This is a genomic window from Paraburkholderia caffeinilytica, assembly GCF_046030355.1.
Lineage (GTDB): Bacteria > Pseudomonadota > Gammaproteobacteria > Burkholderiales > Burkholderiaceae > Paraburkholderia > Paraburkholderia caffeinilytica_B.
The window spans coordinates 61,853-85,814 of record NZ_JAQQCQ010000018.1 but is presented as its reverse complement, the minus strand read 5'-3'; the positions used below and the strand labels follow the sequence as shown (position 1 = coordinate 85,814).

At 64.1% G+C, this 23,962-nt stretch carries 20 protein-coding genes and 1 riboswitch; of the genes, 9 read left to right on the top strand and 11 right to left on the bottom strand.

Translation table 11 applies throughout. From position 1 onward, the window contains the following. Window positions 1–64: 64 nt before the first annotated feature. From thiE to PQQ95_RS24920, 4 genes are all read right to left on the bottom strand, one after another. The gene (gene thiE, locus PQQ95_RS24935; protein WP_408441875.1) at window positions 65–1,168 is read right to left on the bottom strand and encodes a thiamine phosphate synthase; all 1,104 of its coding nucleotides are present in this window, start codon (window positions 1,166–1,168) and stop codon (window positions 65–67) included. Next, on the bottom strand, window positions 1,165–1,980 hold the full coding sequence (locus PQQ95_RS24930; RefSeq protein WP_408441873.1) for a thiazole synthase: 816 nt from the start codon (window positions 1,978–1,980) through the stop codon (window positions 1,165–1,167). Before PQQ95_RS24930 ends, thiE begins: the two co-directional genes overlap by 4 nt. Before the next feature lie 38 nt (window positions 1,981–2,018). Then, the gene (gene thiS, locus PQQ95_RS24925; RefSeq protein WP_028199627.1) at window positions 2,019–2,216 is read right to left on the bottom strand and encodes a sulfur carrier protein ThiS; all 198 of its coding nucleotides are present in this window, start codon (window positions 2,214–2,216) and stop codon (window positions 2,019–2,021) included. A 91-nt stretch (window positions 2,217–2,307) separates the two neighbouring features. After that, complete coding sequence (locus PQQ95_RS24920; protein ID WP_408441870.1) at window positions 2,308–3,438, bottom strand: FAD-dependent oxidoreductase; 1,131 nt, start codon at window positions 3,436–3,438, stop codon at window positions 2,308–2,310. Between the two features lie 228 nt (window positions 3,439–3,666). Beyond that, window positions 3,667–3,790: riboswitch (TPP riboswitch) on the bottom strand. 360 nt (window positions 3,791–4,150) lie between these two features. Here PQQ95_RS24920 and PQQ95_RS24915 point away from each other — a divergent pair. The 5 genes from PQQ95_RS24915 to PQQ95_RS24895 all read left to right on the top strand — a co-directional run bounded on the left by PQQ95_RS24915 (window position 4,151) and on the right by PQQ95_RS24895 (window position 9,055). After that, on the top strand, window positions 4,151–5,902 hold the full coding sequence (locus PQQ95_RS24915) for an ABC transporter ATP-binding protein/permease (RefSeq protein WP_408441867.1): 1,752 nt from the start codon (window positions 4,151–4,153) through the stop codon (window positions 5,900–5,902). A gap of 32 nt (window positions 5,903–5,934) precedes the next feature. Continuing rightward, entirely contained in the window at window positions 5,935–6,744 is an 810-nt protein-coding gene (locus PQQ95_RS24910) for an SDR family NAD(P)-dependent oxidoreductase (RefSeq protein ID WP_408442060.1), read from the top strand. A gap of 285 nt (window positions 6,745–7,029) precedes the next feature. Continuing rightward, window positions 7,030–7,491 (top strand): hypothetical protein, encoded by a 462-nt coding sequence (locus tag PQQ95_RS24905; RefSeq protein WP_408441865.1) that lies wholly within the window; start codon window positions 7,030–7,032, stop codon window positions 7,489–7,491. Window positions 7,492–7,580: 89 nt separating this feature from the next. Beyond that, a complete protein-coding gene (locus PQQ95_RS24900; RefSeq protein ID WP_408441862.1) occupies window positions 7,581–8,222 on the top strand; it encodes a hypothetical protein in 642 nt (213 codons plus the stop codon). A 92-nt stretch (window positions 8,223–8,314) separates the two neighbouring features. Continuing rightward, entirely contained in the window at window positions 8,315–9,055 is a 741-nt protein-coding gene (locus PQQ95_RS24895) for a response regulator (RefSeq protein ID WP_408441859.1), read from the top strand. A gap of 99 nt (window positions 9,056–9,154) precedes the next feature. Here PQQ95_RS24895 and PQQ95_RS24890 read toward each other — a convergent pair whose 3' ends face one another. The 4 genes from PQQ95_RS24890 to PQQ95_RS24875 form a co-directional block, all read right to left on the bottom strand. Continuing rightward, window positions 9,155–9,826 carry a flagellar basal body L-ring protein FlgH gene (locus tag PQQ95_RS24890; RefSeq protein ID WP_408441856.1) on the bottom strand — a complete coding sequence of 224 codons (672 nt, stop codon included), beginning with the start codon at window positions 9,824–9,826 and terminating at the stop codon, window positions 9,155–9,157. A gap of 127 nt (window positions 9,827–9,953) precedes the next feature. Further along, complete coding sequence (locus tag PQQ95_RS24885) at window positions 9,954–10,667, bottom strand: hypothetical protein (protein WP_408441853.1); 714 nt, start codon at window positions 10,665–10,667, stop codon at window positions 9,954–9,956. A gap of 3 nt (window positions 10,668–10,670) precedes the next feature. Continuing rightward, window positions 10,671–10,838, bottom strand: coding sequence for a DUF6726 family protein (locus PQQ95_RS24880; protein ID WP_408442058.1), 168 nt, complete (start codon window positions 10,836–10,838; stop codon window positions 10,671–10,673). 45 nt (window positions 10,839–10,883) lie between these two features. Beyond that, window positions 10,884–11,066, bottom strand: coding sequence for a hypothetical protein (locus tag PQQ95_RS24875; RefSeq protein WP_408441850.1), 183 nt, complete (start codon window positions 11,064–11,066; stop codon window positions 10,884–10,886). A 440-nt stretch (window positions 11,067–11,506) separates the two neighbouring features. Between PQQ95_RS24875 and PQQ95_RS24870 the strand changes: the two genes are divergently transcribed. After that, on the top strand, window positions 11,507–12,247 hold the full coding sequence (locus PQQ95_RS24870) for a response regulator (protein ID WP_115781190.1): 741 nt from the start codon (window positions 11,507–11,509) through the stop codon (window positions 12,245–12,247). Further along, window positions 12,244–13,515 carry an ATP-binding protein gene (locus PQQ95_RS24865; protein WP_408441847.1) on the top strand — a complete coding sequence of 424 codons (1,272 nt, stop codon included), beginning with the start codon at window positions 12,244–12,246 and terminating at the stop codon, window positions 13,513–13,515. The genes PQQ95_RS24870 and PQQ95_RS24865 overlap by 4 nt, the downstream gene beginning before the upstream one ends. 60 nt (window positions 13,516–13,575) lie before the next feature. Here the strand turns inward: PQQ95_RS24865 and PQQ95_RS24860 are convergent, their stop codons facing one another. Next, on the bottom strand, window positions 13,576–14,502 hold the full coding sequence (locus tag PQQ95_RS24860; RefSeq protein WP_408441845.1) for a tyrosine-protein phosphatase: 927 nt from the start codon (window positions 14,500–14,502) through the stop codon (window positions 13,576–13,578). Between the two features lie 237 nt (window positions 14,503–14,739). Here PQQ95_RS24860 and PQQ95_RS24855 point away from each other — a divergent pair, with 237 nt between their 5' ends. Both PQQ95_RS24855 and PQQ95_RS24850 read left to right on the top strand, forming a co-directional pair. After that, a complete protein-coding gene (locus PQQ95_RS24855) occupies window positions 14,740–15,999 on the top strand; it encodes an MFS transporter (protein WP_408441843.1) in 1,260 nt (419 codons plus the stop codon). 17 nt (window positions 16,000–16,016) lie between these two features. Next, window positions 16,017–17,282: a D-amino acid dehydrogenase gene (locus PQQ95_RS24850; RefSeq protein WP_408441840.1), complete on the top strand. Its 1,266-nt coding sequence runs from the start codon at window positions 16,017–16,019 to the stop codon at window positions 17,280–17,282. Window positions 17,283–17,499: 217 nt separating this feature from the next. Here PQQ95_RS24850 and PQQ95_RS24845 read toward each other — a convergent pair whose 3' ends face one another. Together PQQ95_RS24845 and PQQ95_RS24840 are read right to left on the bottom strand one after the other, a co-directional pair. Next, on the bottom strand, window positions 17,500–18,969 hold the full coding sequence (locus PQQ95_RS24845) for a glutamate synthase subunit beta (protein WP_408441838.1): 1,470 nt from the start codon (window positions 18,967–18,969) through the stop codon (window positions 17,500–17,502). Window positions 18,970–19,095: 126 nt separating this feature from the next. Beyond that, window positions 19,096–23,799 (bottom strand): glutamate synthase-related protein, encoded by a 4,704-nt coding sequence (locus tag PQQ95_RS24840; protein ID WP_408441835.1) that lies wholly within the window; start codon window positions 23,797–23,799, stop codon window positions 19,096–19,098. Window positions 23,800–23,962: the final 163 nt, after the last annotated feature.

Below are 23,962 nucleotides of genomic sequence, written 5' to 3'. Positions count from 1 at the left end.
GAATTATAGGGCCATCATGGAAATGCTGCCGTGAGGCGCCCTGTCCCTTTACTGAACTTGACGATTATTGCGTAAACGCATGTTGCAGCGCAGAAACCGCGACAGCCGGATCGGCGGCCTCGGTCACGGCGCGCACCACGGCCGCGCAGCCCACGCCGGTGGCCAGCACGTCGGGCAGCACCTGCAGATCGATCCCGCCGATCGCCACCAGCGGCACGACGCCGTCGAGCAGGCGAACATAGCGTGCGAGACGCTTGAGGCCCTGCGGCGCGGTCGGCATGACCTTGGTGGTGGTCGGGAACACCGCGCCCAACGCAATGTAGCTTGGCCGGAAGTGCAGTGCCTTCAGAATCTCGTAGAAACCGTGCGTTGACAGACCAAGGCGGATGCCGGCGGCGGCAAGCGCCGGCAGATCGGCGGTATGCACGTCTTCCTGGCCGAGGTGAACGCCGTAAGCGCCCGCTTCCAGCGCGGCCTGCCAGTGATCGTTGATGAAAACCTGAGCGTCGTGCTCACGGCCCGCGGCGACACAGCGGGCGATTTCGCGCTTCAGCTCGTCGGCGGGTTCGGCCGATTTGCGGCGTAGCTGGACCGTTTTCACGCCCAAACCCACCACGCGTTCAACCCACTCCGCCGTCGGCAGCACGGGGTACAGACCGAGCCGGTCGGGGCAACGCGCGAACGCTTGCGCCGGCGCGGCCGGCAGGCCGGCGAGGCGGGGGAAGTGCTCGATATCTGCCGGAAAAGCGTCGTCCGCGCGGGTTTCGTCGCCGTCGCGCCAGGCCAACGCCAGCACCAGCGCGTCGTGCGGATCGAAGCCGCAGTCCAGGAACGCCGCCAGCGCGGGAATCCAGTCTTCCGCCAGATGACCTTCCAGACTGTATTTCTCGCCTCCCAGATGGAGCGTCGCCGCATTCTCGGCGGCGACGATCACGCCGGCGCCCGCTACCTGCCAGCGCGCCACCTGCTCGCCATGCTGCTGCGCGTCGGCGACGATGATCAGATCCCCGCCGTTCGGCTCGTCCGGCGCGGTCAGGCAGATGCGCCACGGCGCGTGCGTAGGCGGCCACTCGCCCAGGCGGACGCGGATCCGCTCGGCGGCTTCGGTGAGTTCGTCGGCAGGCGGCCAGAAGAGGTCGCGGCCAGTCAAAGGCAAAGTTTGCGTCATGCGGCGCTCCCGTCTTGATGCCAGAACGGCATGCCGACCACCGGCGTGCTCGCGTGCGCGCTTTCGCGCTCGGCCATCGGCCCCGCCAGAAAAGCCTGGCGGCCGGCTTCGACGCCCAGCGCGAAGGCGCGCGCCATTGCGTCGGGGTGGGTCGCCTGCGACACGGCGGTGTTCAGCAGCACGCCGTCGAAGCCCCACTCCATCACTTGCGCCGCATGCGACGGCACGCCGAGGCCCGCGTCGACGATCAGCGGCACATCCGGCAGGCGTTCGCGCAATACACGCAGGCCGTACGGATTGATCACGCCCTTGCCGGTGCCGATCGGCGCGCCCCACGGCATCAGCGCTTCGCAGCCCGCGTCGAGCAGACGGCGTCCGATCACCAGATCTTCCGTGCAATACGGCAGCACTTTGAAGCCGTCCTTGATCAGTTGCGCAGCCGCTTCGATCAAGCCGACGGGATCAGGCTGCAGCGTGTAGTCGTCGCCGATCAGTTCGAGCTTGATCCATTCGGTTTCGAAGATTTCGCGCGCCATATGGGCGGTCGTCACCGCTTCGCCGACGGTCAGGCAACCGGCCGTGTTCGGCAACAGCGGCACGCCATGGCTCTTGAGCAGATCGAAGAAACCGGCTTCGGCGCCGCCTTCGTTCATCTGCCGGCGCAGCGCGACGGTCACCATGCCAGGCTTTGCCGCATCGATCGAATCAGACAGCGATTGCAGCGACGGATAGCGCGAGGTGCCGAGCAGCACGCGGCTCGCGAAGGTTTCGCCGTAGAGCGTGAGCGCGTCGGCGGTGTGGAGGGAAGTCATTTGCATAGTCCTGGTCTCCGGCAATACGCGGCGCGGGCTTAGCCGCCGGCCACGGGTTGCACGACATCGAGCTTGTCGCCCGGCTGCAGCGCGCGCGCCGCGTGCTGGGTACGTGCGACGAAATCGCCGTTCAGCGCGACCGCGAAGGGCGGACGCGCGCCGAACGCGGCGAGCGCATCGGCGACAGTCGCGCCTTCGGGCAACGACAACGGCTTCTGATTGATATGAATGTCCATGGTGTTCGAATACGGTTCAGTCGAGTGGGGCAGCGGCGCAGCGCGCGTTTTTGTTTTGCTCGCGGTTATTTCGCCAGCACGCGCGCAACGCTCATGCCGGCTCCCGCGTGGCGTCCAGTTGAAACAGCTCGCTCCAGCGCGCGGCACTTTGCCAGTCGGCGAAAGCATCGGCGTCGCCGATGCGGCCGTCGAGCAACGCCGCGGCGAAGCGCACGGCTTCGTCGGCGACTTCGGGCACGATCATGTAGCCGTGCCGGTACAGGCCGTTCACGCGCAGCGTCTGCGCGCCATCCCACAGCAAGGCCGGACGGTGGTCCGGCAAAGTCGGGCGGCACTGCGAATTCAGTTCGAGGATGCGTGCCTCGCCGAAGCCGGGATGCACGGAAAACGCCGCGCTCAGCAGTTCGAGCGCCGAGCGCACGCTAACCGGCGACATGTCCTCGCCTTCCACCTCAGTTGCGCCGATCACGTAGAGATCGTCCGGCTTCGGCGCGATATAGAGCGGGTAACGCGGATGCAGCAGACGCACCGGCCGCGTCAGCTTGATACCCGGCGCATGCACGCGGGCAACTTCGCCGCGGATACCACGCAGCGTGGGCAGCACGGGTTTCGCGCCCAGCCCCCGGCAGTCGATCGTGACGCGGGCAGGCGGCAACGCGTGATCGTCGACCGGCGTGTTCCAGTGCGTTTCGACGCCGCGCTGGGCGAGCCCTGCGGCGAGCGCGGTCAACACCTGGCGGTTATCCAGCTGGCCTTCGCGCGGCAACAGCCACCCTTGGTTGAAGCGGCCTGCCAACGCGGGCTCGGCGGCGCCGACCTGAGCGCCCGCCAGCGTCACGAAACCGCCGTCGAGCAGTTCAGCAGGCGCGTTCGAGCGCACCCGGCGTTCGAACAACGGCGCTTCGGTGCGGTCGGCGTGATGCCAAACGACCAGCGTGCCGTTGCGCTGGAAGAACACCGGTTCGGGCAATTCGGCCAGCACTCGCGGCCAGGTGTCGAGCGAACTCGCGCCGAGACGTGTGATCAGCAGTTCAGCGCTGGCGGCTTCGGCCAGCGGCGCCAGCATCGCGGCGGCGACCCAGGCCGCGGCTTGCGTACCCGCGGCATCGCCGCGCTCATAGAGCGCGACGCGATGCCCTTCACCGGCCAGGCGCCACGCGACGAGGCGCCCGCACAGCCCACCGCCGAGCACGGCGAAATCGGGTTGGACAGAACGATTCATCGCGCGCACTCCGGGTCACAAGGGCAAGCAAGGCCAAAGCCGCACGGCATGCCGGCATAACCGGCGAAAGCGTGGCGAAGAGCAAAACACATGTCTGAAGAATAGGCGGTCATCGAGTCCTTTCCGTACGGCAAAAAACGCACGTACCCAGGACGAAACCGGCGGGTGAGGCCGGCCGGGCAATACGCGCGTCCAATGACGGACGCCGCCCGGCGGGGAATGGAAGACTGGCTGCTTCCGGAAACTTCCCGCGCCGGTATTACCCGGATCGGGTGCAAAGGGTCTCTCTCAGCCTCGCCGCCGCTGCATGAAAATCATGCAGCCTGTGGGCAAAGCACCCCTGTTTCGTCGAAGGTCATTAGACCATAAAAGGCGCGGCGGCCGCAAACCAGCGGGCCACGCCGTCGCGCGCCGCTGATCCGGCACCCTCTTTCGATTCATCAATACGGCCGACTGCGGCGCTCTGGCACAATGCCAGGACCGGATGCCGTTGGCGCGCAGGTGACAGGTCTGGCCACCCACGCACCGGCAGCATCGAGGCGGGACCTCCGAGCGGAAATTAATTTTCGCTTAAGGGCTTCGCGCCAGAATCGGACGCTCAGCCGGACCTGCGTTCGTCGAGCACGACGCCCGGGGCACGCACCGCAAACCCGCCGTGGGGCCGGCCCGACATGGGCCAGCCCAGAGGGGCCAGCACTTCATCAGGATGCTCATGACACCGAATACCGCTTCCAGCCCCGCGCTGCCACCGGACGAAAAAGTCTCCGCCTGGAGCCTGATCAAACCTTACTGGGTGTCCGAAGAACGAAAAACGGCCTGGGGGCTGCTCATCGCGATCATCGTGATGAATCTGCTCGTCGTGTGGATCAACGTGCGCCTGAACCGCTGGAGCGCCGACTTCTACAACGCGCTGCAAACCAAGAACATTCATGACTTCCCCCATCTGCTGATGGTGTTTTCCGGCCTCGCGTTCGGCTACATCATCCTTGCGGTGTACGGCCGCTATCTGCGCCAGATGCTCGGGTTCCGCTGGCGGCAGTGGCTGACCACGCGTTATCTCAACGAATGGCTGCGCGACAGCGCCTTCTACCGGATCGAGCGTGACCGGCTCGCAGACAACCCCGACCAGCGGATCAGCGACGACCTGCAATCGTTCGCCACCACCACGCTCTCGCTGACGCTCGATCTGCTTTCCACAGTCGTCACGCTGGTCTCGTTCATCACGATCCTGTGGTCGCTGGCCGGCGCGCTGACCATTTCGCTCGGCGGCATGCCGATACAGATTCCGGGCTACATGGTGTGGGCCGCGGCGCTCTATGCAGTGGTCGGCTCGCTAGTCATCCAGAAGGTCGGCCACCCGCTCGTGCCGATCAACTACCAGGCACAGAAGGTCGAGGCGGATTTCCGTTTCGGCCTGATCCGGCTGCGTGAAAACGCCGAACAGATCGCCTTCTACAACGGCATGGAAACGGAGAAGACGAACGCGCACACCCTGTTCGGCCGCATCCGCGACAACTGGTGGCAGGTGATGAAGTACACCAAGCGGCTCACCTTCGTGCTGAGCTTCTACGGTCAGATCGCGATCATCTTTCCGATCGTTGTCGCCGCGCCGCGCTACTTCGCGGGCGCTTTCTCGTTCGGCGTGCTGATGCAGATCTCAAGCGCGTTCGGCACCGTCAGCGATTCGTTTTCGTGGTTCATCAACAGTTACGGCACGCTGGTCGAATGGCGCGCCACCGTGAACCGGTTGCGTGAATTCAAGCGCATCGTGCATGCGCCGCGCCTGAAGGAATCGGTGTCGCCCGCTACCGCGCATGGCGGCATCAATCTGCATTTCGTCGACGAAGACAAGCTCTCCACCGCAGGCCTCCAGCTTGCGCTGCCGAACGGCAACCCGTTGTCGCGCATCCGCGATATCGCGATCAAGCCGGGTTCGCGCTGGCTGGTGCGGGGTCCGTCCGGTTCCGGCAAGAGCACGCTGATGCGCGCGCTCGCCGGCTTGTGGCCGTTCGGCGACGGCTCGATCGACGCACCGGTCAACGCGCGCATGATGTTCATCCCGCAGGTCAGCTACATGCCGATCGGCACGCTGAAAGCCGCGCTCAGCTATCCATCCTCCGCGGACACCTACACCGACGAAGAATGCCGCGAAGCGCTCGTCACCTGCCATCTGTCGGAGTACGCCGATCGCCTGCAGGAATCGGGACACTGGACGCGCATTCTCTCGCCGGGCGAACAACAGCGTCTCGCCGGCGCCCGCGTGCTGCTGCACAAGCCCGACTACCTGTTCCTCGACGAAGCGACCAGCGCGCTCGATGCGGAAAACGAAGCACGCCTCTATCGCCTGTTCACCGAGCGGCTGCCGAAGGCGGCGATCGTCAGCGTCGCGCATCGCGAATCGCTGGCGGCGTTCCATGGCGACACGCTCGACGTCGAGCGCTCGGGCGAACCGATCGCCGCGTGAACAGCATGAGCAACGTGAGCGGCATGAGCGACATGAACAGCACCGGCGCCGCGAGCAGCACGACTGGCATGAGCGGTGCCGAGCTCGATCGGGTCGTCCTGATCACCGGCGCGGGCTCCGGCATCGGCGCGGCGCTGGCCCGACGCATCGCCGCGCCGCGTACCGCGTTGATGCTGCACGCACGCGGCGCCGACGACGAAGCGCGCCAGCGTCTTGCGCAAGTCGCAGCCGATTGCAGTACGAACGGCGCACGCTGCGCGACAGTGTTCGGCGATCTGGCCGAACGCGGCGCCGCCGAACACGTCGTTCATCAAACGCTCGCAAGCTTCGGCGCGCTTGATCAACTGGTCGCGAATGCCGGTCACGCGCAACGGCAAACGCTGAACGCACTCGACGCCGATGCGTTCAGCGCCGCCTTCGCCGCCATGCCGGCCGCGTTCGCCGCACTCGTCAAGCGTGCGACGCCAGCCCTGGAAACCTCGAAGCGGGGCCGCGTGGTTGCACTCAGTTCGTTCGTCGCGCATCGCTATCGCGCGGATGCACCGTTCGCCGCGACTGCTGCGGCGAAAGCGGCACTCGAATCGCTGGCTAAAACCGCAGCCGCTGAACTTGCGCCGCACGGCGTGACGGTCAATTGTGTGGCGCCCGGCTATACCCGTAAAGATCGCGGGCCAAGTGCCGATAATGCATCGGTGTGGACTCGCGCCGCCGAAGCGACGCCGCTCGGTCACGTCGCCGAGCCCGCGGATATCGCCGCGCTGATCGCGTTTCTGCTCTCTGACGAAGCGCGTCACATCACCGGCCAGGTGATTCATATCGACGGCGGCCTCACGCTCGGCTAGGCGACATACCGCCCGTCAGTGGAATCTTCCGCACGGCGAGGCAACGCGCACACATTCGCGCAACGTTCCGCGCGCCGCCCGTAGACACGCAACACAGTTCCATTCCCCCGCGCGACCGGCTCACCCGCCGCAACATCCGGAAACACGCGAGAAGAGTTCGAAAGCATTTGCGAAGCGGGCAAGCTGTTCCGTGCTTTGAAAATCCCCTGCAGCAGCGACGATAGTCGTGCGGGCCGTACCATGCGCAGCCCGCCCTGCCACTCACTGCTACTGGACTCTCCGCACATGTCATTCGATCGCCGCTCCCATCCTTTGACCCGGCGCGCAGCGCTTGCTCTCGGCGCAGCCCTGCTGCTCACGAGCACCGCGTACGCCGCAGAAGCCACCCAGCCCAATGAGCCGGCGGACGTCTGCCCCGCGCTCAAACACATCGTCGATGCCCCCGACTTCAAGCAACTGCACGCGCAACCTTCCGCGCAACTGCCGGGTGTATCAACTGCGGACGACTGCCGCGCCAACACGCATACTTACGATTGCCACTGGCGCGCGCACTGGCAAGCCGACGGCGTCGTCAGCGATCCGCTCGAAGAATTCGGCGCCGATATCGCTGCCTGCTTTCCGAACGTCGTACACGACGTCAACACGCCGACGCGTCAGCATTTCATAGTGACTACCGAAGATCGCCGAGTGAACGTGACGGCCAGCATTCAAGGGCAGAACGAATTGCGCCTGCGCGTCACGCGCTGAGCGTGGGCCGTTCTTGCCACGATCCGCTGCAATCCGCCGGGACCCGTTGCCATTCGCCGCACTTCCTCACCGCCACCAGGCACCGCATCATGACCTCTACGCCGAGCTTGCGCGCTTACGCTTTCACGCGGGCCCCCATGGCCGCGTGGGTCATGTTGCGGCGGCCTTGTACATGGCTCGCCGCCTCGGCCACGCTCGCACTCGGTCTGAACGGCTGCGCGTGGACACTGATCTCGGCAGCCGACGCCACCGGCTCCGTGATTCAGGCAGGCTACGCAATCGCGGCGAACTACTCATCGCCAACCTTCGTCAACGGCCGTCCAGCGGACGTGCATAACGTCTGCATCGAAGTGAATCAGACCGTGTCGGTCGGCGACTTCGTGCCGGCGCTGCAACTTGCGCTCGACCGGCGCGGCATTCGTTCGGACGTCTACAATCCGGGCACCTCGCCCGCCGGATGCGAGGCGCGCCTCGTCTACAACGCCGCGATCGATTACGGCCGCCGTTCGTTCAGCGACGAAACGATCCAGTATCTGTCGATCATCGATCTGACGCTGATCCAGCACGGGCACATTCTCGTCACCGCGCGTTACCAGACGGGTGGCCTCAACACTGACCGCTTCTCCACCGCCTCGACCAAGCTCAATGGTTTGATCGACAAGATGGTGGTCAATCAAACTGATCTCGCCAGGCAGCCGATGCAAACCATGCAGACGTCGCTGGCAAACTAGGTTCATCGTCTGCTTGCGTTCTCTTACACGGGAAAGGATTCGAAAGCGTTTCGCGCTTTGCGCCGCCCGCGGGGATCACTAAGATGACCTGGATGAACCCATCCATTCTGGTCGTCGACGACGACCCCGTCGTACGTGAGCTCGTCAGCGAATATCTGCTGGGGCGCGGCTTCAAGGTGTCCACGCTCGAACACGGCATGGCGCTGCAACGCGCCTTGCAGGACGAGCGTCCCGCGCTGATCGTGCTCGACATCATGATGCCGGAGCTCGACGGCATCAGCGCGCTGCGCGCCTTGCGCGTGGCCGGCGACGACATTCCGGTGATCCTGCTTACCGCGCGTGCCGATCCGATCGACCGCGTGATCGGCCTCGAACTCGGCGCCGACGACTATCTCGGCAAGCCATTCGAACCCAGCGAACTGGTCGCGCGGATTCGCACCGTGTTGCGCCGCCGCGGCTCGATTGCGCCGAGCGCGCCGGAGCATCGTGCGCCCTATCGTTTCGGTCGTTTCGAGGTGAATTTTCCGGCGCGCGAATTGCGCCGCGACGGTGAGCGGATTCCGCTACGTTCGAGCGAATTCGCGATCCTCAAGGTGTTCGTCACGCACGCGATGAGCGTCCTCACACGCGCGCAGTTGCTGGAAAAACTGCACGGCAATAGCGAGGTGCATCGCAATCGCAGCCTTGACGTCTCCATCTGGCGTTTGCGGCGGCTGATCGAAGTGGATCCGTCGGAGCCCCGCTATGTGCAAACCGTCTGGGGACGTGGCTACGTGTTCGTACCGGACGGTGAAATCGGCGCAGCGGAACGCAGCGCACCGCCGCTTGCGTAATGCTTACCTGACGAGATCGCAAACAAAGCCGGGCCGCGGACTTAAGAAAACCTTCGCCGCATGTCGCGTGTTGCGTATCTCTCGCGCGCCGCATCGACTTCAGAACGTCAGCACGCTCAGAAACATTCTCTGCAGCCAGCCCATCGTCGTGGAGTCGGACACCATCCCCACGCCGGCCTGCTCGATGCGCGCATTCGCGACCTTGCTCGACGCCACATAATTGCCGGCCTCGATATCCTTCGGATTGACGATGCCCGACAGGCGCAAGCGGTCGCGGTTGCCGCTCATCGCGATCAATTTTTCGCCCGACACCACCAGATTGCCGGTCGACATCGTCCCGATCACGGTCACGGCCAGCGTGCCGGTCATGCCGCTGATATCGGAGAGACTGCCCTGCCCTTTGTAATCGGTACTGGCCGAGCCGACGTTGAACAGTCTCGCAAGCCGCGCGGCGGCGTTGGTCGACTGATCGGCGGCGGTCGCGGTGATGCTGCTCGAACGATTCGCGGCGGCGGTCGCGCTGGTGTTGCCGCTGTACGACTCCGACAAGCGGATCGTGAGCACGTCGCCGATATGCTGCGCACGCGGCGTTTCGTAGAGCAGCAGAGGCGCGCCGGCCTGATAGATCGCCCCCTGCGTGTTGACGTTCAGCGGCGCCGACGCGAGCGGCGGCGACATCGGCGTTTCCACGATTGATGGCTGCTGGCCGCTCCCGCACGCCGCGAGACAGGCCGCCGCGCCGAGCGCGACAGTGAAACGTAGCGCAGTCATGCATGCTCCCTGGCCGGATCGGCCGGATAGAAAACGGACTCAGCGGGCGCGTTGCGGACGCTTTGCTCTGCGACGCGAGCGAAGCCGTATATGAGCCCGCAAACAGAACGATGGCCGAGGCAGCGCATCACCCTGCCTCGGCACCGCTTGCCTGCCATTGCCGCACGACCGATTTCACCCATGCGTCCGAGCCTTTCAGCAGATAGGTGAGCGTGCCGTTGCGGGTGCCTGGCAAAAAACACAACGTGATCGAACTCATCGCGTTTTCCCACTCGTAGACCGGCATCGCGCTCGACGCCGACACGCTTTGCGTCACCAGCCGCGGCGTGCCATAACGGTCCGCGAGCGCGTCACGCAAATCTTCCGCGGTGATTTCGTCGATCACAAAAGAAATCTCGTATAGACGCAACGCGCTCTGTCCGTCGACACGCGCAAAGCGCAACACATGCTCCAGTGCCGGTGCGCCGTCGACGACGGCTTGCGACACCGCCCAGCCGTCGTCCGCACGATGTGCCCAGCGGCAAGCCACCGTCAGACTCTCGTGCGATTTCAGCCGCATGCCGAGCGCGCCCGCCTGCACATCCGTCTCGCAGACCGGCACGCTGCCCAACGGCGTCGCGCGTACGGTCGAACCCGCGCGGAATTCGTCGAGCGTGATACCGAGCGCTATGCCGCGAAACGCAAACGGCGTGTCCTGCGAGCGCCGGCGTGCGTCAGCGGAAGCGCTCCTCGACGCGGCGCTGGCCGCATTCGCTCCGCGCGCAACAGGCTGCGCGTCAGCGAGCATCGAGACCATGCCGCCCAGCAGCACCAAGGCGCAGGCAATCCGTTGGAGTGTCATGATTCAGTCGATGGCGGATGAACACATGTCGAACGGAGTAGCCGCGGCATGGCCGACGACCGGGACGATTTTCAGCGTGGCCGCCGTCAGCCGGCACGGCAGCGCGGCGACGGCACAGCCGCCGAGGGGCAGCAGCGCCGCGCCGAGCGTCAACCCCGCAGCGACTCGGATGAAACGTGCAGGAATGCTTGAGGTCGACACATGAGCCCCGGTGCGTCAGGCAGTCGTGTTGACGTTATGCCCGACAAGCCCCGACGGCAGCGACGGAACCGCCTCGTTGGCAGGCTCCTGCGTCTGCGGCATCGCCGAAGAGTTGGTGGGTGTTGCGGGTTTTCCCGCCGGCCGCATCGGCGCGAGCGAAGAAAAGCGGGTTGAACTGAGATTGCTATGAACGGTCATGATGAGCCTCGCGTGACGCTAGGTTTCGATTTCACGCCACCTGTCGTGGGCCCAAGGCGTTAGGCTGATTTCGACATGCGGCGCAACGTACTGCACGACGAATCATCTCGCCGGACACGCGACGCCGATGCACGAAGCAACGCACGCTTTTCGACGGTTCTTACGACGCGTTTCGACCCGTTGCCATCAGTAGCAATCGCACACAGATTCTTTCATCGGAGGAATTTGACCGGCGCAAAATGACGTCCACGCCGCGCTGCACGTCGGCAACATGGGTCAGCGCATTACGCATGCATCGCCGAATAGGGCGCCGTGAAATATGCCGTGAGCCTCTGGTGACGTGCCTGACGCCCAAACCGGCGGACACGGCGCGGGTTTGAGTAAGCATTGGTAAGAAAACAGTCGGTCGCGCGCCGCGCGTGCCAGTCTAGAATTTCGCCATGAATCCACAGGTCCTTATCGTCGACGACGACCCGGTCGTACGCGATCTGCTTTGCAAGTTTCTGCAGACGAACGGCTTCGACGCTTCGGTGCTGCACGACGGCACCCATCTGCAACGCCGGCTCGAACGTGAACGGCCGTCGGTCGTCGTGCTCGACATCATGATGCCGAACACCGACGGCCTACGCGCGCTCACTGCGCTGCGCGCCGCCGGCGACGACATTCCGGTGATCTTCGTGACGGCGCGCGGGACGGTGGCCGACCGCATCGTCGGGCTTTCGCTCGGCGCGGATGATTACCTGACCAAACCGTTCGACCCGCGCGAACTGCTCGCACGCATCCATACCGTGCTGCGCCGCCGTGGGCCGTCCACCACGAGCGCGCCGGAAGCCCGCAAGCCGTATCGCTTCGGCCCATTCGAACTCGACTTCGCGACGCGCTCGCTGTCGCGCGACGATTCGAAGCTGCCACTGCGCGACAGCGAGTTCGCGCTACTCAAGATCTTCGTCAACAATCCGTACAAGGTGCTGTCGCGTGTGCTGATCCACGATCTCGTGCATCGCGACAACCTCGCTTTCCGCGACCGCAGCCTCGACGTGCCGATCTGGCGCCTGCGCCGCGTGATCGAAGACGACCCGTCCAATCCCTGCTACGTGCAGACGGTGCGCGGTAAAGGCTACGTGTTCGTGCCCGACGCCGACGGCACGCCGTTCGCTGACGAGGCCGCCTCCAGCGCATGAAAAACCCGCTGAACACGCTGTTCGGCAGAATGGCGTTGCTGTCGACGGCGGTGTTGTTCGCGATTCAGGCCGGGTGGTTCGTGCTGGTGGTGATGCAGCCGCCGCGCCACGAAATCGACGGCTTCGCGCGCGGCATTCTGCTGGTGCTGCAGGCCGTCAACGGCGAGCCGATGAAAGGCGCCGCGCTCGCCCCCGCCATGCGCGTGCATCTCGTGCCCACCTGGAATATGCCGTCGAGCGTTCATCTGCACGCGCCGACCATGCATCCGTTGGTCGAGTTGAGCCGGCATCTGCGCGAGAACCTGCCGCCGGGCACCCAGATCGCCGTCGACGACCTGCGCCCGCCGCAGCTATGGGTGCTGTTTCCCGGCAAGTCGAACTGGGTCGTCGTGCCGGTCGACGTGCCGCCGCGCCCGCGCTTTCTCATCGAATCCATCTCGATGCTGCTGGCTGCACTGATCCTGTCGCTGTTCGCGGTCTGGCAGATGCAGCGGCCGCTCTCACGCGTGGCCGACGCCGCCCGCGCGTTCGGCTCGGGCGGCCGGCCGGAACCCGTGACTGTGCAAGGCCCGCGTGAACTGCGCGATCTGATCGGCTCCTTCAACGACATGATGCGGCGCCTGAACGAGGCCGGTGACGACCAGGCGGTGATGCTGGCCGGCGTCGCGCACGATCTGAAAGCGCCGCTCACGCGGCTCAAGTTGCGCGCGAGCGTGCTGGTGGCGGAAAACGAGCGGGCCGGGCTGATTCGCGACGTCGACTCGCTGACCAACATCGTCCAGCAGTTTCTGGAATTTGCCGGCCAGTCCGCCGACGCAGGGCCGCCGGTCGAGGTCGATGAGTTCCTGCAGGAACAGTTTTCCGCCAGCGACAGCACCGAGACGCCGCTGTTCACACTCGATCTGCGCGCAGGTTCGTCATTTACGCTGCCGCGCACATTGCTCGACCGGTTGGTCACGAACCTCGTCGACAACGCGCTCGAGCACGGCTCGCCGCCGGTGGATATCGTCACGGAACGCGATGACCGGCATTGGGTGATCAGCGTGCGCGACCACGGGCCAGGCATTCCCGACGACTGCATCGCCGCGGCGATGAAACCGTTCGTCCGGCTCGACGCCGCACGTGGCGGCGAAGGTCATTGCGGCCTGGGCCTCGCGATTGTCGCGCGTCTCGCGCACGATCGCGGCGGGCGCTGTCATGTGCGCAATCACGCGCAAGGCGGGCTGGAAGTACGGATCGAATTGCCGGTTGGATCGGCGCACGCGTGAGGATTAGAGAGAAGAGTAAAGCGGCGTGTTGTGCGCAACACCGTGCACGGCGAGCGCGGATCACGTGACCAGGCGGTCGTGCAACGTATCGATCGTCGCTTGAGACACGCCGAGGCCCTGCGTCAAATAGCTCGCCATCGTGCCGTAGCTCGCCTGCACCTGATCGAATCCTGCTTGCAGATAATTCTCCTGAACGCTGAACAAGGGCGACTCGATCGTGGCGACCGCGTCGCCCTCCTGCGCACGCAACGTGGCGGTCCGCGCCGCAATCGACTGGGCCAGATAGTCGTTGCTCAGCAGATAGTCCTGCATGATGACGTCGAGCGGCACGTTGGCGATGCTGAGCAGGAGCGCCGCGACCCAACCGGCGCGATCCTTACCCGCGTTGGAATGAAACAGTTGCGCACCGGCGCCATTGGCAAGCCGCGTGAGGAGTTCGCCGTAGCCGACGCGCTGGGCTGCGCCGGTGACATAGGCGCGCGCCTGGGCTTCCATGAACGCGACGGCCGCGCCTGCCGTATCGAATGTGGGCGTGACGAAATCGCTGATACCCAGCACATCAAGGGCTTGCGATGTCGCGCCGGCCGGCAGGATATCCGCGGTGCGCGTGATTTCGCCGGGCGTGCGCAGATCGTAGACCGAGGCGATGCCAAGTTTGTCGAGGGCGGCCGCGTCGGCTGCGCTGAGGGTCAGCGTGTTTGCGCGATAGAAGGCGCCACGGCGCATCTGCTTGCCGTCGACAGTGGGATAGCCGGCCGCGGCGCCCGCCACGTCGCGGAAGTTACTCACGGAGGCCAATCGCGGCGTTTCCGGCAGATCGGCGTTCAGATTTCCGCCCCCACAAGCCGACAGCAGCGAACTGCTCATGCCGGCGAGCAGCAATACGCTCGCTGAAGATTTCAGGAACGCGCGGCGCGATTGATCGGCCCGCAAAGGCGTGCTCGCGGAGCGGCGGGATAGCGAGCAGATTTTTGCGGTTGCGTGCATTAAGGGGCGCGGGCGTGAGGAAGACCGTCGCAGCTTGAGTGCTGCCGGCGCAGTTTAACGGCGGGAAATAATTTTTGGGTTACAGGGTAGTAGTTGGTAAGGATCCGGAATGGCGTTGCTGACCGCATCGCCATTTTTGACCACAACTGGCCGCACAACACCTCGCCCCCTTAGAATACAAAAAACCCCCGATCAAGCCGCCTGAAGGCAAAAACCGCCTGGAGACCACAAAAACACATGCCCTCTCTCCAATGGTTCACCGAACTGACCCAGCGCGAACGCCGCACCCTCTACGCTGGCTTCGGCGGCTATGCAGTCGATGCCTTCGACTTCATGATCTACTCGTTCCTGATCCCGACGCTGATCGCGACGTGGGGCATGACCAAAAGCGAAGCCGGCATGATCGCGACCAGTTCGCTGATTTCGTCGGCGATCGGCGGCTGGCTGGCCGGCATTCTCGCCGACCGATACGGACGCGTGCGTGTTCTTCAGTGGACCATCGCCACCTTCGCGATTTTCACCTGCCTGTCTGGCTTCACCCATTCGTTCTGGCAACTGCTCACCACCCGCACGCTGCAAGGCATCGGCTTCGGCGGTGAATGGTCGGTCGTGACGATCATGATGGCCGAGACCATCCGTTCACCTCAGCATCGCGCAAAAGCCGTCGGGACCGTACAGAGCAGCTGGTCGTTCGGCTGGGCCGCGGCGGCAATCATCTATTGGGCGTTCTTCGCGTTGTTGCCGGAACAGGTCGCATGGCGCGCCTGTTTCTGGATCGGCCTGCTGCCCGCGCTTTGGATCTTCTACATCCGCCGCAATGTCAGTGATCCGGACATTTTTCTCGAAACCCGGCGCGCCCGCGAAAGCGGTTTCGATACCTCGCACTTCCTGCAGATCTTCTCCTTCCCCCACCTCAAAACGACCCTGTTAGGCAGCGTGCTCTGCACCGGCATGCTGGGCGGCTATTACGCGATCACCACCTGGCTGCCGACCTATCTGAAAACCGTGCGCCATCTGTCGGTGTTCAACACCAGCGGCTATCTGATCGTGCTGATCGTCGGCTCGTTCACCGGTTATATCGTCGGCGCGATTCTGTGCGACAAGATCGGCCGGCGCGCGTCGTTCGTGCTGTTCGCGATCGGCTCGTTCGTGCTCGGCATGGTCTACACCATGCTGCCGATCACCGACGGCATGATGCTCGCGCTCGGCTTCCCGCTCGGCATTGTCGTGCAAGGGATTTTCGCGGGCGTCGGTGCGTATCTGTCGGAGCTCTATCCGAATGCGATCCGTGGCTCGGGGCAGGGCTTCTGCTACAACCTGGGTCGCGGTCTCGGCTCGTTCTTTCCGATCCTGGTGGGTACACTGTCGCAAACCATGACGCTTGTTAAGGCGATGGGTATCGTCGCCGGTTCGGGCTATCTGCTGGTGATCGTCGCCGCCGTGTGTCTGCCGGAAACCAAGGGCAAAGTGCTCGGCGCAACCCGCCCTACCGCCTGAAATCGCTGCACACAACCATGAAAACGATCGTTCTGGGCGGCGGCGTCATTGGCGTCGCCACCGCGTTTTATCTGCGCCAGCGAGGCTGTGACGTCATCGTGATCGAGCGCGAGCCGGATGTCGCGCTCTCCACCAGCTTCGGCAACGCCGGTGTGATCGCCCCCGGCTATGTCACGCCGTGGGCCGCGCCCGGCATGCCGGCGAAGATCCTCAAATATCTGTTCAAGCCGGCTTCGCCGCTGATCTTCCGGCCCACCTTCGATCCGGCTCAATGGCGCTGGATCGCGCGCTGGCTGCGTGAATGCGATCTCGAACGCTTTCGCGTCAACAAGCAGCGCATGCAACGCATCGCTTATTACAGCCGCGAGTGCCTGCACGAATTCCGCGGCCGTCATCCGTTCGACTATGGCCGTAGCCAAGGCTATCTGCAATTGTTCCGCAGCGAGTATGACGTGGAACTTGCACAACCGGCGCTGGCGGTCCTGCGCGACGCGGGCATAGCGCATCGTGAAGTCAGCGCGGCGCAGTGCGTCGAGATCGAACCGGGTTTGCGCTGGGCGCGTCAGACGCCGCTTGCGGGTCTCTATCTCCCCGACGACGAAGCCGGCGATTGCGCACGCTTCACCCGCGAATTGCGTGCGATCTGCGAGCGCAACGGCGTGCACTTCTGCTTCGATACGCGGGTGAGCGCGCTCGACGTGCGAGGCGGTACGGTTCGCGCGGCGCATGTGGAGAGCGAGCGCGGCAGCGAGACGTTGCAGGCGGATGCGGTCGTGGTGGCGTTGGGTGTCGACAGTGCGGCGCTGCTCGCACCGCTCGGTGTGAAAGTGCCGCTCTACCCGGTCAAAGGCTATTCGGCGACGCTGCCCGTCACGGACGACGAAAAGGCCCCGCATGCAGCACTGATGGACGAGTCGCTGAAGACGGCGATCACGCGCTTCGGCAACAACCTGCGCGTGGCCGGCACTGCGGAACTCGGCAATCGCCAGACGACCTTGCGTGAGCAGGCCTTGCAGACGCTGATGAAAGTGCTCAGCGACTGGTTTCCGCACGCGGCCAATCCGACCTCCGCGCATTTCTGGGTGGGCCGCCGGCCGATGACGCCCGATGGCGCGCCGTTGCTCGGCCCATCCGGCGTGGACAATCTCTGGCTGAATCTCGGGCACGGCTCGACGGGCTGGGCGATGTCGATGGGATCGGGCCGAGTGGTCGCGGATCTGATTACGCAGCATAAGCCGGAGATCGACCTCGACGGGCTGACGTTGAGCCGCTATCGGAAATAACCGCGCGCCCGGACGCGCAAGCGGGACGCTTCAACGAACGCCAGGCGACGCGCCGGGCGGCGCAAAAAAGAAAAGCCGGGTCACCCTCTCAGGTGCCCGGCTTTGTTTTTTACCGCTATGGGGTACGGTTTATGTACCGCTTTGTCGTCTCCACCTAGTCCTGCAAGCATTGGCCGGCTTCCCCGCTATCAAGCGGAAACCGGCTGGAGACGTTACGTTAGCGCGGCAGCTCCGAATGACCCATCAGGAACGCGTCGACCGACCGTGCACACTGACGGCCTTCGCGGATCGCCCACACCACCAGCGACTGGCCACGACGCATGTCGCCCGCGGTGAAGACCTTGTCCACCGACGTGTAATACGCTTTGTCGCCTTCGGTCGAAGCACGCACGTTGCCGCGATTGTCCTTGTCGACGCCGAACGCTTCGAGGACCGGCGAGACCGGTTGCGTGAAGCCCATGGCCAGCAGCACCAGATCGGCCTTCATTTCGAATTCCGAGTTCGGCACTTCCTGCATCTTGCCGTCCTTCCATTCGACGCGCGCGGCGATCAGCTTCTCGACCTTGCCGTTCTTGCCTTCCAGACGCTTGGTGGCAACCGCCCAATCACGCGAGCAGCCTTCGTCATGCGACGACGACGTGCGCAACTTGATCGGCCAGTACGGCCACACGAGCGGCTTGTTCTCTTCTTCCGGCGGTTGCGGCAGCAGTTCGAATTGCGTGACGCTCTTTGCGCCATGACGGTTCGACGTACCGACGCAGTCCGAACCCGTATCGCCGCCGCCGATCACGACCACATGCTTGCCCTTGGCGAGCAGCTGGTTCGCGATCTTGTCGCCGGCATTGACCTTGTTCTGCTGCGGCAGGAATTCCATCGCGTAATGGATGCCTTCCAGCTCACGGCCCGGCACCGGCAGATCGCGCGGCGTTTCCGAACCGCCGGCGATCACGACCGCGTCGAACTGTTCTTTCAGTTCGGCCGGCGTGATGGTTTCCTTCGCGGTGTTGCCAATGTATTCCGGCAGCGAATCCGCACGGCCGACGAACACGTTGGCGCGGAACGTCACGCCTTCGGCTTCCATCTGGCGCATGCGGCGGTCGATCAGCCACTTTTCCAGCTTGAAGTCAGGGATGCCGTAACGCAGCAAGCCGCCGATCCGGTCGTTCTTTTCGAACACGGTGACATCGTGCCCCGCGCGCGCGAGTTGCTGCGCGACGGCCAAACCGGCAGGGCCGGATCCGACCACGGCGACCTTCTTGCCGGTCTTGTGCTTCGGCGGCAACGGCGCGACCCAACCTTCGGCCCACGCTTTGTCGATGATCGCGTGTTCGATCGACTTGATGCCGACCGCGTCGTCGTTGATGCCGAGCGTACAGGCTGCTTCGCACGGCGCCGGGCAGATGCGGCCCGTGAACTCGGGGAAGTTGTTCGTGGAGTGCAGCACTTCGATCGCGGTCTTCCAGTCCTGATGGAACACCAGGTCGTTGAAGTCCGGGATGATGTTGTTCACCGGGCAGCCGTTGTTGCAGAACGGAATGCCGCAGTCCATGCAACGTGCGCCTTGAATCTTCGCTTCGTCGTCGGTCAGTGCCGCAACGAATTCCTTGTAGTGCTTCACACGCGTGAGCGGAGCTTCGTACGCCTCGTGGCGGCGCTCGAACTCGAGAAAACCGGTTGCCTTGCCCATGTGGTTCTCTTCTCTATCTGTATCAGGTGAGGTGATCTACACCCGCCGCGTCGAAAATCCGATAGTCGAGCGGCGGGTACGGCTAAGTGTGACGTCTGCGGGTCGAGCCGCTGGCGGGTCAGTCAGTTAAGCGGCGAGGACTTCCTTGTTCGCCTTCTTCGCTGCCATCTCGCCCAGTGCGCGCTTGTATTCGGTCGGGAACACCTTCACGAACTGACGGCGCGACGCGTCCCAGTTTTCGAGCAGCGCCTTTGCACGCGGCGAACCCGTGAACTGGAAGTGACGTTCGATGAGACCCTTGAGCAGGGCTTCGTCGGTTGTGCCGCTGTGCCACAGGCCCTTGTCGACCGTACGTTCCTGCTCTGCCTGTTGCAGAACCGGATCGAGCGCGACCATCGACTTGTTGCACTTGCCCGCGAACGTGCTGTCCGGGTCGTACACGTAAGCGATACCGCCCGACATGCCCGCCGCGAAGTTACGGCCCGTTTCGCCGAGCACGATCACCGTGCCGCCCGTCATGTATTCGCAACCGTGGTCGCCCGTGCCTTCGACAACCGCCGTCGCGCCGGAGTTACGCACGCAGAAACGCTCGCCGGCGACGCCGCGGAAGAATGCTTCGCCTTCGATTGCGCCGTACATCACCGTGTTGCCGCAGATGATGTTTTCTTCCGACTTGCCGCGGAAATCGTTGGTCGGACGGATGATGATGCGGCCGCCCGAGAGGCCCTTGCCGACATAGTCGTTACCGTCGCCGACCAGATCCAGCGTCACGCCTCGCGCGAGGAACGCGCCGAAACTCTGGCCCGCGGTGCCCTTCAACTGGATGTGAATCGTGTCGTCAGGCAGGCCGTCGTGACCGTACTTCTTCGCGATCGTGCCGGACAGCATCGCGCCGACCGTACGGTTGACGTTGCGCACCGGCTGGATGAACGAGACATGCTCGCCCTTCTCGATGGCGGCCTTCGCCTTCTCGATCAGCACGTGATCCAGTGCGCGGTCGAGACCGTGGTCCTGCACGTCGACGTGCTTGCGTGCGACGTCAGCCGACACCTGCGGCTGATAGAACACGCGCGAGAAGTCGAGACCCTTCGCCTTCCAGTGTTCGACGCCCTTCTTCATATCGAGCAATTCGGCGTGGCCAATCAGGTCCTCGAACTTGCGGATGCCCAGTTGCGCCATGATTTCGCGCGCTTCTTCCGCAACGAAGAAGAAGAAGTTGACGACGTGTTCCGGCTGACCCTGGAACTTCGCACGCAGCACCGGATCTTGCGTCGCGACGCCGACCGGGCAGGTGTTCAGGTGGCACTTGCGCATCATGATGCAGCCTTCGACGACGAGCGGCGCCGTCGCGAAACCGAATTCGTCCGCGCCGAGCAGCGCGCCGATCACGACGTCGCGGCCGGTCTTCATCTGACCGTCGGCCTGCACGCGGATACGGCCGCGCAACTGGTTGAGCACCAGCGTCTGTTGCGTTTCCGCCAGACCCAGTTCCCACGGCGTGCCGGCATGCTTCACCGACGACAGCGGCGATGCACCCGTGCCGCCGTCATGCCCGGCGATCACGACGTGATCGGCCTTCGCCTTGGCGACACCCGCGGCAACCGTCCCGACGCCCGACTCCGACACCAGCTTCACCGACACGCTGGCCGCCGAGTTGGCGTTCTTCAGGTCGTGAATCAGCTGCGCCAGATCTTCGATCGAGTAGATGTCATGGTGCGGCGGCGGCGAAATCAGGCCGACGCCCGGCACGGAGTAACGCAGCTTGCCGATGTACTCCGACACCTTGTGACCCGGCAACTGACCACCTTCGCCCGGCTTCGCGCCTTGCGCCATCTTGATCTGGATCTGATCGGCCGACGCGAGATACTCCGCCGTCACGCCGAAACGGCCCGACGCCACCTGCTTGATCTTCGAGCGCAGCGAATCGCCTTCCTTCAGCGGAATGTCGACGATCACTTCATCGCCGATCACGGACTTCATCGTGTCGCCATTCTTGATCGGAATGCCGCGCAGTTCGTTGCGGTAACGGTTCACGTCCTCGCCGCCTTCACCGGTGTTCGACTTGCCGCCGATGCGGTTCATCGCGACAGCCAGCGTGGCGTGGGCTTCGGTCGAGATCGAGCCCAGCGACATGGCGCCGGTGGCGAAACGCTTGACGATATCTTTCGCCGATTCCACTTCGTCGAGCGGAATCGCCTTGGTCGGATCGAACTTGAATTCGAATAGGCCGCGGAACGTCATGTGGCGCTTGGTCTGGTCGTTGATCAGATGCGCGTATTCCTTGTACGTCTGATACGAGTTGCTGCGCGCCGAGTGCTGCAGCTTCGCGATCGCATCCGGCGTCCACATGTGTTCTTCGCCGCGCACGCGGTAGGCGTACTCGCCGCCCGCGTCGAGCATGTTCGCGAGCACCGGGTTGTCGCCGAATGCGTCACGATGCAGACGGATCGCTTCTTCCGCGACGTCGAACAGGCCGATCCCGCCGACCTTCGACGAAGTGCCATTGAAGTACTTCGACACCAGGCCTTCAGCCAGACCCACCGCTTCAAAAATCTGCGCGCCGGTGTACGACATGTAGGTCGAGATGCCCATCTTCGACATGACCTTCATCAGGCCCTTGCCGACTGCCTTGGTGAAGTTGTAGACCGCCTTTTCCGCCGACAGGTCACCCTTCAGGCCCGCCGCGAGCTGGCCGAGCGTTTCCATTGCGAGGTACGGGTGCACGGCTTCCGCGCCGTAACCCGCGAGCAACGCGAAGTGGTGCGTTTCGCGCGCCGAGCCGGTTTCCACGACGAGGCCCGCGCTCGTGCGCAGACCGTGTTGCACGAGGTGCGTGTGGATTGCGGCCGTAGCCAGCAGCGCCGGAATCGCGACGTTGTCGCGGTCGGTCTTGCGGTCCGACACGATCAGCATGTTGTAGCCGGACCTGACCGCATCGACGGCTTCCGCGCACAGCGACGCCAGACGCGCTTCGATACCTTCCTTGCCCCAGGCCACCGGATAGCAGATGTTCAGTTCATACGAACTGAATTTGCCGCCCGTGTACTGATCGATCGCGCGGATCTTCGCGATGTCCTTGAAGTCGAGCACCGGCTGCGACACTTCGAGACGCATCGGCGGGTTGATGTTGTTCGTGTCCAGCAGGTTCGGCTTCGGGCCGACGAACGACACCAGCGACATCACCATGTTTTCACGGATCGGGTCGATCGGCGGGTTCGTGACTTGCGCGAACAACTGCTTGAAGTAGTGATAGAGCGTCTTGTTCTTGTTGGACATGACGGCCAGCGGCGAGTCGTTGCCCATTGAACCGACGGCTTCTTCACCGGCTTGCGCCATCGGCGCCATCAGGAACTTGAGGTCTTCCTGCGTGTAGCCGAACGCCTGCTGGCGATCCAGCAAGGCAGCGGGCTCGCGCCGTTCCGTGACGACGTCTTCGGCCTTCGGCTCGATTTCGTCGAGCTTGATGCGCACCGCGTCGATCCAGCTCTTGTACGGCTTGGCGTTGGCGAGGTTGTCCTTCAGTTCCTTGTCGTCGATGATACGGCCGTGCTCCATGTCGATCAGGAACATCTTGCCCGGCTGCAGACGCCACTTCTTGACGATCTTCGACTCGGGGATAGGCAGCGTGCCGGCTTCCGACGCCATGATGACCAGGTCGTCGTCCGTGACGATGTAGCGCGCCGGACGCAGACCGTTACGGTCGAGCGTGGCGCCGATCTGACGGCCGTCGGTGAAGGCGATCGCGGCGGGGCCGTCCCACGGCTCCATCATCGCGGCGTGATATTCGTAGAACGCGCGGCGGTTGTCGTCCATCAGCGTGTGCTGTTCCCACGCTTCCGGGATCATCATCATCACGGCGTGGACGAGCGGATAGCCGGCCATTACCAGCAGTTCGAGACAGTTGTCGAACGATGCCGTGTCGGATTGACCCGGGTAGATGAGCGGCCACAGCTTCGGCAGATCGTCGCCGAGCACGTGCGAGGCGATCGCGCCGGTACGGGCGTTCAGCCAGTTGACGTTGCCCTTCACCGTGTTGATTTCGCCGTTGTGGGCGATCATGCGGTACGGGTGAGCCAGTTCCCACGCCGGGAACGTGTTGGTCGAGAAACGTTGGTGCACCAGCGCCAATGCCGACACCGTGCGCTCGTCCTGCAGGTCGCGGTAGTACACGCCGACCTGGCCGGCCAGCAGCAGGCCCTTGTAGACCACCGTGCGCGCCGAGCACGACGGCACGAAGTATTCCTTGCCGTGCTTGAGCTTGAGCGCCTGGATGCGGTGGCTCGCGGTCTTGCGGATCACGTACAGCTTCCGCTCGAGCGCGTCGGTCACCATGATGTCCTTGCCGCGGCCAATGAAGATCTGGCGGATCAGCGGCTCGCTCGCCTTGACGGTGGGCGAAATCGGCATGGTGTGGTCGACCGGCACGTCGCGCCAGCCCAGCACAACCTGGCCTTCGGCCTTCACCGTGCGTTCCAGTTCCTGTTCGCAGGCGAGACGCGACGCATGTTCCTTCGGCAGGAAGACCATGCCCACGCCGTACTCGCCGCTCGGCGGCAGCACGACGCCCTGCCTGGCCATTTCCTCACGGTAGAAACCGTCCGGAATCTGGATCAGGATGCCCGCGCCGTCGCCCATCAGCGGATCGGCGCCGACGGCGCCCCGGTGGTCGAGGTTCTCGAGAATCTTCAGGCCTTGCTCGATGATCTCGTGGCTTTTCTTGCCCTTGATATGAGCGACGAAGCCGACGCCGCAGGCGTCATGTTCGTTTTGCGGGTCGTACAGACCTTGCGCGGCGGGAACCGGGTGAGTCGGTTGCTGGTGGTCGTTCATGGGGACACCGTCTGTGAGGGGCCGGACAGGCCGTTAAAACCATTTTTCTATTGCCGCAGTTCGCACCGCAACCGCGTCGGCGACTCAGTACGCTTGAATGCTACGCGTGCCAAAAAGTGCCGGAATTCGGAATATACGCGACGAATCAATGGAATAGCAAATA

What these genes read in the sequence shown, in the direction of transcription:
- thiE (WP_408441875.1), bottom strand. Translation starts at nt 1,168, where the DNA reads ATGACGCAAACTTTGCCTTTGACTGGCCGCGACCTCTTCTGGCCGCCT.
- PQQ95_RS24930 (WP_408441873.1), bottom strand. Translation starts at nt 1,980, where the DNA reads ATGACTTCCCTCCACACCGCCGACGCGCTCACGCTCTACGGCGAAACC.
- thiS (WP_028199627.1), bottom strand. Translation starts at nt 2,216, where the DNA reads ATGGACATTCATATCAATCAGAAGCCGTTGTCGTTGCCCGAAGGCGCG.
- PQQ95_RS24920 (WP_408441870.1), bottom strand. Translation starts at nt 3,438, where the DNA reads ATGAATCGTTCTGTCCAACCCGATTTCGCCGTGCTCGGCGGTGGGCTG.
- PQQ95_RS24915 (WP_408441867.1), top strand. Translation starts at nt 4,151, where the DNA reads ATGACACCGAATACCGCTTCCAGCCCCGCGCTGCCACCGGACGAAAAA.
- PQQ95_RS24910 (WP_408442060.1), top strand. Translation starts at nt 5,935, where the DNA reads ATGAACAGCACCGGCGCCGCGAGCAGCACGACTGGCATGAGCGGTGCC.
- PQQ95_RS24905 (WP_408441865.1), top strand. Translation starts at nt 7,030, where the DNA reads ATGTCATTCGATCGCCGCTCCCATCCTTTGACCCGGCGCGCAGCGCTT.
- PQQ95_RS24900 (WP_408441862.1), top strand. Translation starts at nt 7,581, where the DNA reads ATGACCTCTACGCCGAGCTTGCGCGCTTACGCTTTCACGCGGGCCCCC.
- PQQ95_RS24895 (WP_408441859.1), top strand. Translation starts at nt 8,315, where the DNA reads ATGAACCCATCCATTCTGGTCGTCGACGACGACCCCGTCGTACGTGAG.
- PQQ95_RS24890 (WP_408441856.1), bottom strand. Translation starts at nt 9,826, where the DNA reads ATGACTGCGCTACGTTTCACTGTCGCGCTCGGCGCGGCGGCCTGTCTC.
- PQQ95_RS24885 (WP_408441853.1), bottom strand. Translation starts at nt 10,667, where the DNA reads ATGACACTCCAACGGATTGCCTGCGCCTTGGTGCTGCTGGGCGGCATG.
- PQQ95_RS24875 (WP_408441850.1), bottom strand. Translation starts at nt 11,066, where the DNA reads ATGACCGTTCATAGCAATCTCAGTTCAACCCGCTTTTCTTCGCTCGCG.
- PQQ95_RS24870 (WP_115781190.1), top strand. Translation starts at nt 11,507, where the DNA reads ATGAATCCACAGGTCCTTATCGTCGACGACGACCCGGTCGTACGCGAT.
- PQQ95_RS24865 (WP_408441847.1), top strand. Translation starts at nt 12,244, where the DNA reads ATGAAAAACCCGCTGAACACGCTGTTCGGCAGAATGGCGTTGCTGTCG.
- PQQ95_RS24860 (WP_408441845.1), bottom strand. Translation starts at nt 14,502, where the DNA reads ATGCACGCAACCGCAAAAATCTGCTCGCTATCCCGCCGCTCCGCGAGC.
- PQQ95_RS24855 (WP_408441843.1), top strand. Translation starts at nt 14,740, where the DNA reads ATGCCCTCTCTCCAATGGTTCACCGAACTGACCCAGCGCGAACGCCGC.
- PQQ95_RS24850 (WP_408441840.1), top strand. Translation starts at nt 16,017, where the DNA reads ATGAAAACGATCGTTCTGGGCGGCGGCGTCATTGGCGTCGCCACCGCG.
- PQQ95_RS24845 (WP_408441838.1), bottom strand. Translation starts at nt 18,969, where the DNA reads ATGGGCAAGGCAACCGGTTTTCTCGAGTTCGAGCGCCGCCACGAGGCG.
- PQQ95_RS24840 (WP_408441835.1), bottom strand. Translation starts at nt 23,799, where the DNA reads ATGAACGACCACCAGCAACCGACTCACCCGGTTCCCGCCGCGCAAGGT.